Genomic DNA, 12,911 nt, shown 5'->3' with positions numbered 1-12,911 from the left:
CGCCTTCACTCCGCCAGCAGTTCGAGAAGCCGCGCTTCCAGGAAACGCCGCTCGGGCGCGGTGCGGACCATTGCCAGTGCCCGCCGGTAGGCACTCGCGGCCTCGTCCTTGCGCCCCAGACGCCGGAGCAGGTCCGCGCGCGCGGCCGGCAGCAGGTGGTAGTCCGCCAGCCGTCCGGAGGCCTCCAGGTCATCCACCAGGGACAATCCGTGCTCGGGGCCGCGGGCCATCGCCACGGCGGCAGCATGGTTGAGCGCCACCACGGGCCCCGGCGTCAGCACCACCAGCCGCGCATACAGCGCGGCAATCTGCGCCCAGTCGGTGTCCTCGGCGCGCGGAGCCTGGGCATGCAGCGCCGCGATGGCCGCCTGCACCGTGTACGGCCCCCGAGCCCCCATGGCGAGCGCGGCTCCCAGCTCCGCCAGTCCTTCGTCCCGCTGCGCGCCATCCCAGAGCGAACGGTCCTGCCGGTCCAGCAGCACCAGCCCGCCATCCGCCGCCACGCGTGCCCGGCGGCGGGAGTGGTGAAGCAGCATCAACGCCCGCAGGGACGCCACCTCCGCGTCGCCTGGGAGCAGCGAGCGCGCCAGCCGGGCCAGGCGCAGGGCCTCTTCGCAAAGGTCCACTCGCAGCAACGCCGGCCCGTCCGTGGCCGCGTAGCCCTCCGAGAAGACGAGGTAGAGCGTGTGCAGCACGCCCTCGGTGCGCTCCGCCAGCGCCTCGGGCTCCGGGATGACGTAGGGGATGCGCGCGGTGCGTATCTTCCGCTGCGCGCGCACCAGCCGCTGGGCCAGCGTGGCGGGCGACACGATGAAGGCGCGGGCGATCTGCTCCGTCGTCAACCCACACAGACAACGAAGCGCGAGCGCCACCTGGGCCTCGGGTGACAAGGCGGGGTGACAGCAGGTGAAGAGCAACCGCAGCGAGTCGTCCGGCAACGTCTGCCATTCGGCGTCGTCCACGGATGGCGCCACCGCCTCCAACTCGCCCACGCGCGCCTCCAGGCGAGCGGACCGCCGCATGCGGTCCACCGCCTTGTTGCGCGCGACACGCATCAGCCAACCGGCCGGCTCGCGCGGCACACCCTCGCGCGGCCACTGATTCAAGGCCGCGGCGAAGGCGTCCTGCACCACCTCCTCCGCCGCGCCGAAGTCGCCGTCCAGCACGCGGATGAGCGTGGCCACGATGCGCCCGTAATCCTCACGGTGCGCCCGTTCGAGAATGGAGGAGGTGTCCATCATGCCGCGCGGGAGCCGGCGTCAGTCCTGGGGCCTGGCGAATTCCCGCACCGGCCGCACCTCGATGGAGCCGCTGCGCGCGCTGGGAATGCGAGACGCGATGCCAATCGCCTCGTCGAGGTCCCTGGCCTCCACGAGAAAGAAGCCGCCCAGTTGCTCCCGCGTCTCCGCGAATGGGCCGTCGGTCGTCAGTCGCTTGCCGTCTCGGATGCGCACCGTGGTGGCCGCCGTCGTGGGCTCCAGTTCCTCGCCCGAGATGAAGTGCCCGCTCTGCTGGATGGCCACCTCGAAGGTGCCGTACTCCCCCATCACGCGCTGGACGTCCGCCTCCGACATCGCCTCGGCGGCCTTCTCGTTCTCGTAGATCATCAGCAGGTACTTCATGGGTCCGTGCCTCACGGGTGAGCGGGAGAAGAGCCTCCCTGCTTCCGTGGTCGAACGAAACCTCCGTGAATCGACCGCCTTTTCACGGGGGATTTCTTTTCGGTTACCCGCCCCCGGTGCTCGCCGTCGATGCGGGCCGATTCACCCTGAGTCAGAGCAGACACTCTCACTTCCAGTGAGACTCAAGCCCCGTTTCAGAATTCGCGTGGACCTGTGTGTCCGTTTTCCCGGGGCCGGGGTCTTCTTCTCGCTTTTTGTTTCAATTCCGAGAATCCGCTCCGAGGGTCCACCATGGCTAAGTTTCGCTCCATTGCGCTTCTGGCAGGCATCTCCGTCCTTGGCTCCGCGTGCGGCGCCCCTGAGTCCGAGACGCAGGATACGCAGCAGGTCTCGTTCGAGGAGTTCCGCGCCGGCGCGTATCAGGAGCCCGAGTCCGGCGGCTTCGTCGTCGACGGTGACATCTTCCTGCCGACGGAGTCGGAGCTGCGCGAGTTCTACGAGCAGTCCGTCGGCGGCATTGGAACGCAGCAGGGCGCGCTGGCCGTGTATTACAGCGGTGGACGCGACATCAAGTGGAGCGCCAGCCAGGCCCTCAACCTCACGTACTGCGTGAGCACCAAGTTCGGCGGCAACTACACGCGCGTGGTCAACGCGATGAAGAGCGCCGCGGCGGAGTGGGAGGCGGCCGCCAACGTCAAGTTCGTCCACGTCAGCGCTGAAGACTCGAAGTGCACCAACCGCAACAACAACGTCGTGTTCGACGTGAACCAGACCAACACGTCCCAGTACCTGGCGCGCGCCTTCTTCCCCAACAGCGCCCGCCGCAGTGCCAACGTCCTCATCTCGACCACGTCCTTCCAGAACATCTCGCCCTGGACGCTGGAGGGCGTGCTTCGCCACGAGCTGGGTCACGTGCTGGGCTTCCGCCACGAGCACACCCGCCTCACCAGCACCGGCTGCTACGAGGACAACGCCTGGCGCGCGCTGACGCCGTATGACGCCAGCTCCGTCATGCACTACCCGCAGTGCAGCGGTACCCAGACGGGCGACCTGGTGCTGACCAGCAACGACCGCAGCGGCGCCCGCGCGCTGTACCCGTAAGCCCTACGGTCTTCCGCCGGCCCCAAGGGCCACCGCCTTCATGGCGGTGGCCCTTTTTCGTTTCACCACCGCCACCTCGACACGCGCCCGGGTTGGCTGTCCGACACCTGGCGTGGGCGTCACCGCAAACCCCTGGCCCCCATGCGCCGCGGATGCCCTGAATGCACGGCACCCGCGGGACGGTGAACGGCCGGGCCGTCCTCGGTGGAGGGAGCCTGCCTCCGGCCATCGAGGAGTCGCCATGAAGTACACGCAATTGGGCCGCTCGGGGCTCTCCGTCAGCCGGCTGTGCCTGGGCACCATGAACTTCGGTTGGACGGCCGAGGAGCCGGAGTCCCACGCCATCATGGATTCCGCGCTCGGCCACGGCATCAACTTCTTCGACACCGCCAACGTCTACGGCTTCGGGGAGAACAAGGGCCGCACCGAGGAGGTCATCGGCAACTGGTTCGCCAAGGGCGACCGGCGGCGCGAGCGCACCGTGCTCGCGACCAAGCTCTACGCGCCCATGGGTGACTGGCCCAACGAGGGCAAGCTGTCCGCGCTCAACATCCGCCGCGCGCTGGATGCCAGCTTGAAGCGGCTGCGCACGGACTACGTCGACCTCTATCAGTTCCACCACATCGACCGCGCCACGCCCTGGGAGGAGATCTGGCAGGCCATGGAGGTGGCCGTGGCGCAGGGCAAGGTGCTCTACGTCGGCAGCAGCAACTTCGCGGGCTGGCACATCGCCCAGGCCCAGGCCGTGGCGGCACGGCGCAACTTCACCGGACTGGTCAGCGAACAGTCGCTCTACAACCTGATGGCGCGCACCGTGGAGCTGGAGGTGTTGCCCTCCGCGCAGTTCCATGGCGTGGGCATCCTCCCCTGGTCTCCCCTCCAGGGCGGACTGCTGGGCGGCGTGCTCCGCAAGGAGCGCGAGGGCAAGCGCCGGCTGGAAGGACGCGCCAAGGAAGCCCTCCAGAAGCACCGCGACCGCATCGAGCGCTACGAGGCGCTCGCCGACGAGCTCGGGCATGAGCCCGGTGACGTCGCGCTGGCGTGGCTGCTGCACCAGCCCGCTGTCACCGCGCCCATCATCGGACCGCGAACCTCCGCCCAGCTCGATGCCGCCGTCCACGCGGCCGGTGTCACACTTGATGCGAAAACATTGTCACGCCTGGATGACATCTTCCCGGGCCACAAGCCCGCCCCGGAGGACTACGCTTGGTGACGCACCGGGCGAGACATAAAAGGCTACAAATCCCTCTCAATCGGTCGGAAAAGACACCCAAACATCACGGAGCGTCACTATTGACGACAGGAAATTCCTCTCATATTTCCTGTCGCGGTGTCCCCCAACAGAAGAGAGGTTCTCATGAAGTCGATGGCTGGAATCTTCGTCATGGCGCTGGTGATGCTGACCTCCTGCGGGCCCGTGCCCACCGAGGAGCAGACCCAGGGAGGGAACGACGTCACCGCCGAGGACCACTTCCGCACGCAGGAGGCCGCGCTGACCGGTGACTGTTTCGTGCAGATCGAGTGCGAGGGCGGGAATATCAAGTCGTGCTCCGGCACGGGCTTCGCCTGTTCGGCCAACAGCGCCAACGGCGGCACCGTGACTTGCAACGGCAAATCCCAGAGCTGCAGGCCCATCATCCAGGAGCCCATCTGCAGCTGCCGGGCGGATGGCTGCTGCAATCAGCTGTGCGCCATCAGCGACCCGGACTGCCGCTTCGTCCCCGAAGGGCCGAAGTAGACACGGACCTCCGGGTGCGGTCCTCCAAGGGCCGCCCCCGGATGCACCGCGGGAGCGCCGGCAACCGCGTTACTCAAAGCCCGGGCGCGTGACGTATTCGGCGTGGACGCGCTCGTAGGCTTCCCAGAAGTCCGGCGAGCGCTGTCCATTCAGCCGGTCGACCAGGAGGTCGAGGTGCGTATGCCAGCCGCCCGCCACGCTGCGCAGGGAGTCCCGGCCATCGAGTCGCACGTGGGTGACGGTCAGCAGGACGCCGTCCTCGCGCTCGGTCAGCTCGAAGCGGACCTCTGACGGGTCCCCGTGGTTCTCCGCCCACGTATAGGCAAACAGGTGCGGCGGCTCACACGCCGTCACGCGCCCCATATTGACGTGGCCCTGTGCCATGTCCGCATGGCGCGACGGTGGGGCGCCGCCTTCCTCTGACAGCTCGGCGTGGCGGAACAGCAGCTCCACCTTGCCACCAACCTTCGTCTCCGTGGGGCCGCCCGCGAGCCACAGCCGGCGCTTCTCCGCCTCGGTGAGAAAGGCCCACACGCGCTCGATGGGGCCGGGCAGCAGGCGTTCGATACGGACGGTGTCGGAGGACAACAGGCGGGCGTGCGAGTTTCGTTTCATGGCGCCTTCGGTCATGCGTGGGGGTGGGGGGAACCGCGGCGTCAGACGAGGTGCCGCGCGTCCTCGGGGACATGGTCCGGAACGAGCGCGAGCTCGATGCCGTGCTCCAGCCAGGCCTTGGCCCCGGCGAGGAGCAGGTTGAATCCCCCGGTGCTGTCCAGCGCCCGCGCCACGACGGCCTTGTCGTCACCCCGGAAGCCGGACTCGACGACGCGGACAAACGTGCGGTCCGGCGACAGCGCCGTGAAGGTCCACTCGACGAAGGTCATCGCACCCGGGTCGCCCCACTCGATGCGCAGGCGGGCGCCGGGCTCGAAGTCCAACACGTTCACGGTGGCCGACACGCCGTAGGTGTCCCAGAACCACTGCGCCGTGCCGCCGGGCTGGAGCCGCGCGCTGCCCCGGCTGAACCAGAACTTCGTGGTGATTGCGGGGTCCACGAAGGCCGCGAAGACGTCCGCCACGGGACGGCGAATCATCATCATCGCCGTGGCAACCGGCGCACCCTTGTCATTCCCTGTCGACGCCATGACGCACTCCCGATATTCATCCAGTTGGTTGAGTATTTCTGCAATCACCGCTCGATTGTCAACCGAATGGTGAAATCTCCACCGCGCCCGGGACGGCGCCCCAGGCGCTTTCAACCGATGACGCGGAAGGCCGGCGGATCGATGCGAGTGGCGCGACACTGGGGGCAGGCACCAGGCCGCGTGAAGCGCCTGCGGTCCTTGAAGGTGAAGCCACACGCCAGGCATGAGGCAGGTAACACCTCCAGGCGGGCGCCCTGGACCTTGAGGGATTTCTCCAGGTGCTCCAGGTGCCCGGCCACGTCCTTCTCGGAGATGCCCACCAGGGCGGAGAGGTCCTTCGCGGTGAGGCCGCTCTCCGGGGCGGACGTCAGCGCCGCCTCCAGCGCGCCGCGCACGGTGCTGCCGCGCGCTGGAGGAACAGGGGCACTCACGCGCCAATCGCCCCCGGGTCCGTCGCCAGCTCGCCGCCCAGGTGCATGCCCGTCTGGCACCGGTAGTCCGTCACCAGCGACGCGAGCACGGTCGTCACGCCCACCGCCACGTGGATGGCCGCGGCCAGCGGGCTGCGCTTCGCATAGCCCAGCACGAAGGGCGAGAGGATGGACGCGGCGCCAAAGGCATAGTCGGCGATTTCATGCGCTTCGATGGGGATGAGCTTGGTCAAGCTGATGCGGTAGTCCGTCAACAATGACACACCGAGGATGGTGGACCCCAGGGCAATGCCCGCGGACTTCGCCACGGCATCTCCGGACAACACCCCCGCCACCACCGAGGCCGTCCCGCCCTTGTAGTCCATGAGCGAGTGCAGGTCCTGGGGCACCCACCGGCGCAACGGCAGCCGCCCCAGGAGCGGACGGGAGATGATGCCAGCGGCGGCGCTCCGGTCCATGGCGCGGCGCACACCCCGCCGGAAGCGCCCTTTGGGAGGCACCTGGGAGGGGACGAGTCTGGGGGTGGACGGGCTCAGGGTCTGCGGTTCAGCCATATGGCGCTCCTTCCAGTCTTGCCGTCGTGAAGTCGCCACTACGGTAGGCACGCGGCCCGTGACGCACGGCGATGAGCCCCTCGCCTGCCCGGGCACCGAGGGCAGGAAGCCTGTCCACCCGCGAATTCCTGGCGGCTGGGCAGCCAGGGGGGCTTCCACTCGGTGGCCCGCCCCGGGCAGACTATGCCTCGCAGCACGGCCCTTCAGTTTCTGAGAGGGCGATATCCGCGGCCACCCCAGCCGCTTTGGAACGAAAGAACGCGATTCATGGCAACCGGTACCGTCAAGTGGTTCAACGATGCGAAGGGCTTTGGGTTCATCGTGCAGGACGGCGGCGGTGAGGACGTGTTCGTCCATCACAGCGCAATCAACATGGATGGCTTCCGCACCCTGCAGGAAGGCCAGAAGGTGGAGTTCGAAGTAGGCCGGGGCCCCAAGGGTCTGCAGGCGCAGAACGTTCGCGCGGCCTGAACGGCGGTCCGGCGAAGCCATGAAAGCCCGGCCTCGCGGATGGCGAGTCCGGGCTTTCTCTTTGCGGGCGCCCCCTGAGAGGCTGCGTGGCCCATGCGCCTGCCCCGCTTCCCGCGTGTCATCGGCTTCGACGACGGCCCCTTCGCGCGCCGCCCCGGCGCCGCCGTGCCCCTGGCGGGCGTGGTGTGTGGAGGCACGCGCTTCGAAGGGCTCGTCTGGGGACGGGTGCGCCGCGACGGCTGGAATGCCACGCGGGAGGTGTGCCGGCTGCTGGAAGGCGGGAAGTTCCTCCCGCAGCTCCACCTGGTGCTGCTGGATGGCATTGCGTTCGGCGGCTTCAACGTCGTGGACCTGCCCCTGCTGGCCAGCCGGCTGAAGCGGCCGTGCGTGGCGGTGATGCGGCGGCCACCGGACCTGGACGCGGTGGAGCGCGCGCTGCGGCGTCTGCCTCGCGCGGACGCGCGCTGGGCGAAGCTGAAGCGCGCGGGTCCCATCCACCAATTGGGAGGCTTCACCTTCCAGGTGCAGGGCGCGGAGCCCGCCTGGGTGGCGGAGGCGCTGGCGCGCGTGACGGACCGCGGCCTCGTCCCCGAGGCCCTGCGGCTGGCACACCTCATCGGCTCCGCCGTCGTGACCGGTCAGAGCAGTCAGCGCGCCTGAGCCTTTCCCAGACGGGCTTCACCTCCTGGCGGAGGATTGCGCCGCCACCACCTGAGGGTGCCAGCGCGCGGAAACTTCCACCGGCGCCAGACAGTCCAGACACGCTTGCACACTCTTCCAGCCATGAACCTGCCCCGGAGGGCTGCATGGAACCTCGTTTGTCTTCATGTTAATCTTTGCCTCGCGAGGAGGGCGCACGCATGTTCGAAGTCATCAATGACAAGAATCGCCGTACCGTCACCGTGCGGTTGAGTGGGTTCGTCAGGCCGAACGAGATGCGGGACTTCGCGAGCCGGTATCGTCACGAAACAGACTCCTACGGAGGAGGACGACACCTGGTGCTCGCGGACATGCGTGGGCTCAGGACCCTGGAGCCGGAGTCCGCCAGCCTCTTCGGAGAGGTGGTGGCCTACGGCCGGCAGATGGGCTGCGTCATGTGCGCGCACGTCTCGGATTCCACCATCGCCCGGCTGCAGACGGCGCGGGTGGCCTCGGCGGCGGCGGCGGACAACAACATCACGGTGGACTGCGTGTCGCTGGAGGAAGCGCACTCGCAGCTCGCCAAGGCGCGCTCGCGCTACTTCCTGGGCGCGACGCCGGAAGACGCGGTGGAGCACGCGGCGCGCTGAGACACACCTCCAGGCTGGAGCAGGACGGCTCCAGCCCATGGAATCCCAGCAGGCTCAGGCCTCGTGGCCGTTGCGCCACGTGAGCCGGTAGGTGACGCCTTCGTCGGTGAAGGCGCGCACCTGAACCTCGGCATGCGGCGCTCCCACGGCGCGCAGGCCCGCGCGTAGCGCGCCTTGCGTGAAGTAGCGGATGGCCCCGGCCTCGTTCATCCACAGGTCCACTTCGGTGGGGGACACGTCGTCCAGGCGTGTCTCCGTGTAGTTGTTCCCGGAACGGAACATCTGCCGGGCCCGGCTCACGCACCGGCGGGGGCCCAGGAGCTGAATCACACCGAAGGCCGCGCGGCCCAGCACCGTCTCCCGGTAGCCGTCCACCAGGCGCTCACCCAGCAGCGCGTAGCCCACGTCGTCGGGCACGTCCGGGTGCAGCTCGCGCGCGGCCACGCGCACGGCGAAGCACCATGTTTCAAAGGCGTAGGCGGGCTGCAGCTTGCGCTCCAGGTCCACCCCCACCTCCCGCAGCCGCTCGCGGAGCACGGGGGTGACGCGGGCCCCCAGTCCTCGCACGAAGAGACCCTCCAAGGTGTGCTCGAAGACGAGCTTCTCCGGCATGTTCAGCAGTGTACCCTTCCTCCGCTAGGATGTGCGGCGAGGGGGTAGGAATTCCATGGGTCTGCAACGAGAGCTCGCCATCCTGGCCATGAAAGCCACGCCGCTGCCGGGGAAGAAGAACTTCCTGGCGGAGGCCGGTATCGCCACACCGGTGCCCACCATCCGAGGGTCGATTGGCGCGGTGGCGCATGAACCCTTCATGGCCTTCGACACCAAGCGGCTGATGGACCTGCTGGTGGCCTTCACCATCGGAGACTTCCCGGAGCGGGCCGGTTGCTCCAACTACTTCAACCCGCACAGCCCCTGGTACAACGTCTTCTACGGCGCCTACGGCATCCGCTCGTACAAGCGGGATGGCAGCCCGTGGGGATTCACCCGCGACGGCCGCCCGGACCTGGACGAGATGCTGGAGATTCCGCGGCTCGACTACAACTTCCTCACGGCCGGGGAGCTGGGCTGCCCCGCGTCGAAGATGTGCTTCGAGGTGCTGGACGTGCGCCAGGGCCGTGAAGGCCCGTGGCACATGGCGGAGGTGGGCTGCATCATCCCCAGCGGACTGCACCGGGTGCAGGACGCGCAGGCGCCGGACCTCACGTACTACGCCGTGTTCGGCGTGCCAGAGGAGGACTACCTCGTGGGCGGCCGGGAGAGCTACGAGCCGGTCCGCATGCGCGGGCGAATGTACTTCCGCCCGGTGGCCGAACGCCTCACGCTCGTCTGGGGTGGACTCTGCCCGGACACGCCCGACGGCCAGCGGCTGATGGGCGCCATCCTGGATACAATGGCGCCGCTGTACGCGGGGGGGATGAACGCCCCCCGAGCCTGTGGACCTCAGGCCGCCTGACCGGGCTTGGGCTCCACCTGGTGCGGCGGCGCAGCAGCATCGTCGCGCGGAAGGCGGCGCTTGAAGCCCAGGCGCTCCATGCCGGCGAACACCACCGGCACCACCAGCAGCGTGAGGAAGGTGGAGGTGATGACGCCACCAATCACGGAGATGGCCATGGGTGCGCGGAACTCCGAACCCGTGCCCGAGCCCACCGCCGTGGGCACCATGGCGATGGCCATGGCCGCGCTCGTCATCAGGATGGGCCGCAGCCGGCGCGGGCCCGCCTTGAGCAGCGCTTCGTCCACCGTGTCGCCTTCCCGCAGGTTCTGAAGCGCGCCGTCGATGAGCAGAATCGCGTTCTTCGTCACCAGGCCCATCAGCAGGATGATGCCAATCATGGCACCCATGGACAGGTGGAAGCCCGTGACCACCAGTCCCAGCAGCGCGCCCACCAGGGCCAGTGGCAACGACACCATGATGGTGAGCGGGTGCTTGTAGGACTCGAACTGGCTGGCGAGCACCATGTAGATGAAGACGAAGGCCAGACCGAACGCCGCGCCGAAGGCGTCGTTCTGCTCGTCCAGGTTCTTCATCTGCCCGTCGTAGATGAGCGCGTAGCCCGGTGGCAGCGGCTGGGCCGCCACGCGCGCCTTCAGCTCCCGGGCGATGTCGCCCAGCGCCGCGCCCGGGCCCAACTGTGAGTACACGGCGATTTGCCGCTCGCGGTTCTCATGCTCGATGAGGCTGGGGCCGTTCTTCATCTCCACCCGGGCCACGTCCGTCAGCGGGCGCAGGCCGCTGGGCGTGTACACCTCCAGTTGGCGCACGCGCTCCGGCGTGGCGCGGTCCTTCTCCGACAGGCGCACGCGGATGTCCGTCTCGGTGATGCCCTCGCGCAACTTCGCCACCACGTCACCACCAATGGCCAGCCGCAACTGCGTGGCCAGCGCGCCCGCGTGCAGGTCCACGTCGCTGGCGCGCGCGCGGTCGATGAGCACCTGCATCTCCGGCTTGGGCGGGTTGGACTCCACGCGCACGTCCGCGGTGCCCGGCAGCTCGCGGAGGATGCCCGCGACGCGCTCAGCCTCCTCGTTGACGCGCGCCAGGTCCGGTCCGGTGATGCGCACCATGATGGGGTAGTAGTCGCCCATGCCCTCCAGGATGGGCGGGTCGCTCAGGTTCACCCGCGTGCCCACCAGCCCTGGCTCCAGCAGCGCTCGCGCGTCCTCCTTCAGCACCTGGATGCCCTTGGTGCGCGCGTCCTTGCCCACCGTCAGCACGCGCATGCGGGACTTGTTCACATCGCCGTCCTTGCCGACGATGGAGTAGACGTCCGTCACCTCCGGAAGCTGGCGCAGCAACACCTCCGCGTCGGCGGTGCGGGCCTCCGTCTCCCGGATGCTGGCCGAGTCCGGCAGCGTCAGGTCCACGAAGAACTGTGAGCGGTCCTCCGCGGGCATGAACTCCATGCCCAGGCGGCTGGCGCCTCCGAAGGACACCACCAGCAGCACCAGCGTGAGGCCCACCGTCGTCCACTTGTGCGCCAGCACCCAGCGGAGGATGGACTCGTAGACGCGCTCGGTGCCGTCCAGGAAGCGGCGCAGCGCCGCGGCCACCGCGTTCTCCTGGCGGACCTCGCCCGGCACGCGCCGCTTCGCCAGCCGCGCTGACATCATCGGGTCCAGCGTGAAGGAGATGAACAGGGAAATCAGCACCGCCACGGAGATGGTGATGCCGAACTGCCGGAAGAACTGGCCGACGATGCCGGGCATGAAGGCCACCGGCACGAACACCGCCACCAGCGCCAGCGTGGTGGCGAGCACCGCCAGGCCCACGTCCTTGGTGCCGTTGGACGCGGCGCTCACCGGGTCCTCGCCCTTCTCCAGCCGGTGGGTAATCGCCTCGCGAACCACCACCGCGTCGTCGATGAGCAGACCGATGGCCAGCGAGAGGGCCAGCAGCGTCATCTGGTTGAGCGTGTAGTCCAGCACGTACATCACGAAGAAGGTGCCCAGCACGGAGGTGGGCAGCGCCAGCGCCGAGATGAAGGTGCCGCGCACGTCCAGCAGGAAGATGAGGATGATGAGCACCGCCATCGCGCCACCGAAGATGAGCGCCACCCAGACCTCGTGCGCGTTCTCCTGGATGATGTCCGACTGGTTGATGAGCAGCGTGGCCTGGAAGCCATGCCCCACCACCGAGCCCATCTGCGCCATCACCTGCCGCACCGCCTCGCTCACCGCGACGGTGTTGGAGCCCGGCTGCTTGACGATTTCCAGGATGACGGCGTCCTGCCCGTTGAGGCGCGCCAGGGTGCGCCGCTCCGCCACGCCGTCCGTCACGCTGGCGATTTCGCCCAGCCGCACCTGCGCGCCCGTCGCGCTGCGTGCCACCGGCAGGTCGCGGATTTCATCCACGTTCTGGAACTGCCCCAGCGAGCGCACCGTCATCTCGGAGGCGCCCAGCTGGAGCCGGCCCGCGGGCAGGTCAAGGTTCTCCGACGCCACGCGCTGGGCGATGCCCAGCGGGGACACGCCCGCCGCGCGCGCCTTGTCCAAATCGATGTCGATTTGCACCTCGCGCGTGTCTCCCCCCGTGACGCGCACCTCGGCGGCGCCTTCCAACTGCGCGAGCGCGGGCTTCACGCGGTCATCGATGAGCCGGCGCAGCTCCTGCGAGGGCAGCTCCGCCGAGACGGCGTAGGTGAGGATGGGCGTGGCCCCCAGGTCCACGCGGCCGATGACGGGCGCGTCCGCGTCCTGGGGCAGGCGACTGACGATGCCGGCGACCTTGTCGCGCACGTCCTGCACCGCGCGGTCCAGCGGGGCGGTCATCTTGAACTGCACCACCACGATGCCCACGTTCTCCCGGCTGTAGGAGTGAATCTTGTCCACGCCGCTGATGCCAGCGACGGCGTCTTCGAGGGGCTTGATGACCTGCGTTTCGATTTCGCCCGGACCCGCGCCTTTGTAGACGGTGTTGATGACCACCACCGGGAAGGACACGTCCGGATAGAGGTCGGTGCCCAGGCGGCCCAGGCCCATGAGGCCGAGCACGACGAGGCACAGCGACAACATCGCGGTGAAGACGGGCCTGCGGATGGAGACGTCGCTGAGCAGCAT

At 68.5% G+C, this 12,911-nt stretch carries 15 protein-coding genes; 7 read left to right on the top strand and 8 right to left on the bottom strand.

What is annotated here, in order from left to right:
• Window positions 1–5: 5 nt before the first annotated feature.
• Both FMQ63_RS20320 and FMQ63_RS20315 read right to left on the bottom strand, forming a co-directional pair.
• Window positions 6–1,241, bottom strand: coding sequence for an RNA polymerase sigma factor (locus FMQ63_RS20320; RefSeq protein WP_011550811.1), 1,236 nt, complete (start codon window positions 1,239–1,241; stop codon window positions 6–8).
• Window positions 1,242–1,259: 18 nt separating this feature from the next.
• Window positions 1,260–1,622 (bottom strand): YciI family protein, encoded by a 363-nt coding sequence (locus tag FMQ63_RS20315; protein WP_026114219.1) that lies wholly within the window; start codon window positions 1,620–1,622, stop codon window positions 1,260–1,262.
• Between the two features lie 291 nt (window positions 1,623–1,913).
• On the opposite strand from FMQ63_RS20315, the gene FMQ63_RS20310 reads away from it, so the two are divergent.
• From FMQ63_RS20310 to FMQ63_RS20300, 3 genes are all read left to right on the top strand, one after another.
• The gene (locus FMQ63_RS20310) at window positions 1,914–2,723 is read left to right on the top strand and encodes a M57 family metalloprotease (protein ID WP_026114220.1); all 810 of its coding nucleotides are present in this window, start codon (window positions 1,914–1,916) and stop codon (window positions 2,721–2,723) included.
• 241 nt (window positions 2,724–2,964) lie between these two features.
• On the top strand, window positions 2,965–3,936 hold the full coding sequence (locus FMQ63_RS20305) for an aldo/keto reductase (protein ID WP_011550808.1): 972 nt from the start codon (window positions 2,965–2,967) through the stop codon (window positions 3,934–3,936).
• Window positions 3,937–4,080: 144 nt separating this feature from the next.
• Entirely contained in the window at window positions 4,081–4,461 is a 381-nt protein-coding gene (locus FMQ63_RS20300) for a hypothetical protein (protein ID WP_020478272.1), read from the top strand.
• Window positions 4,462–4,530: 69 nt separating this feature from the next.
• On the opposite strand, the gene FMQ63_RS20295 is transcribed toward FMQ63_RS20300, so the two are convergent.
• The 4 genes from FMQ63_RS20295 to FMQ63_RS20280 form a co-directional block, all read right to left on the bottom strand.
• Window positions 4,531–5,076: an SRPBCC family protein gene (locus FMQ63_RS20295; protein WP_225909727.1), complete on the bottom strand. Its 546-nt coding sequence runs from the start codon at window positions 5,074–5,076 to the stop codon at window positions 4,531–4,533.
• Between the two features lie 41 nt (window positions 5,077–5,117).
• Window positions 5,118–5,606 (bottom strand): SRPBCC family protein, encoded by a 489-nt coding sequence (locus FMQ63_RS20290; RefSeq protein WP_011550805.1) that lies wholly within the window; start codon window positions 5,604–5,606, stop codon window positions 5,118–5,120.
• A 110-nt stretch (window positions 5,607–5,716) separates the two neighbouring features.
• Window positions 5,717–6,037: a transcriptional regulator gene (locus tag FMQ63_RS20285; RefSeq protein ID WP_011550804.1), complete on the bottom strand. Its 321-nt coding sequence runs from the start codon at window positions 6,035–6,037 to the stop codon at window positions 5,717–5,719.
• Complete coding sequence (locus FMQ63_RS20280) at window positions 6,034–6,591, bottom strand: hypothetical protein (RefSeq protein ID WP_020478273.1); 558 nt, start codon at window positions 6,589–6,591, stop codon at window positions 6,034–6,036. The genes FMQ63_RS20285 and FMQ63_RS20280 overlap by 4 nt, the downstream gene beginning before the upstream one ends.
• 267 nt (window positions 6,592–6,858) lie before the next feature.
• Between FMQ63_RS20280 and FMQ63_RS20275 the strand changes: the two genes are divergently transcribed.
• The 3 genes from FMQ63_RS20275 (at window position 6,859) to FMQ63_RS20265 (ending at window position 8,351) form a co-directional block, all read left to right on the top strand.
• A complete protein-coding gene (locus FMQ63_RS20275; RefSeq protein ID WP_002635980.1) occupies window positions 6,859–7,062 on the top strand; it encodes a cold-shock protein in 204 nt (67 codons plus the stop codon).
• A gap of 93 nt (window positions 7,063–7,155) precedes the next feature.
• Entirely contained in the window at window positions 7,156–7,722 is a 567-nt protein-coding gene (locus tag FMQ63_RS20270) for a DUF99 family protein (protein ID WP_011550802.1), read from the top strand.
• Between the two features lie 200 nt (window positions 7,723–7,922).
• A complete protein-coding gene (locus tag FMQ63_RS20265; protein WP_026114221.1) occupies window positions 7,923–8,351 on the top strand; it encodes a hypothetical protein in 429 nt (142 codons plus the stop codon).
• 54 nt (window positions 8,352–8,405) lie between these two features.
• Here the strand turns inward: FMQ63_RS20265 and FMQ63_RS20260 are convergent, their stop codons facing one another.
• The gene (locus tag FMQ63_RS20260; RefSeq protein WP_011550800.1) at window positions 8,406–8,963 is read right to left on the bottom strand and encodes a TIGR02265 family protein; all 558 of its coding nucleotides are present in this window, start codon (window positions 8,961–8,963) and stop codon (window positions 8,406–8,408) included.
• Between the two features lie 55 nt (window positions 8,964–9,018).
• On the opposite strand from FMQ63_RS20260, the gene FMQ63_RS20255 reads away from it, so the two are divergent.
• The gene (locus FMQ63_RS20255) at window positions 9,019–9,807 is read left to right on the top strand and encodes a hypothetical protein (protein WP_171452289.1); all 789 of its coding nucleotides are present in this window, start codon (window positions 9,019–9,021) and stop codon (window positions 9,805–9,807) included.
• On the opposite strand, the gene FMQ63_RS20250 is transcribed toward FMQ63_RS20255, so the two are convergent.
• Window positions 9,795–12,911 (bottom strand): efflux RND transporter permease subunit, encoded by a 3,117-nt coding sequence (locus FMQ63_RS20250; protein ID WP_011550798.1) that lies wholly within the window; start codon window positions 12,909–12,911, stop codon window positions 9,795–9,797. The genes FMQ63_RS20255 and FMQ63_RS20250 overlap by 13 nt on opposite strands.

This window comes from Myxococcus sp. CA005, from assembly GCF_006518205.1.
Lineage (GTDB): Bacteria > Myxococcota > Myxococcia > Myxococcales > Myxococcaceae > Myxococcus > Myxococcus xanthus.
This window is presented reverse-complemented; position numbering and strand designations above follow the sequence as displayed.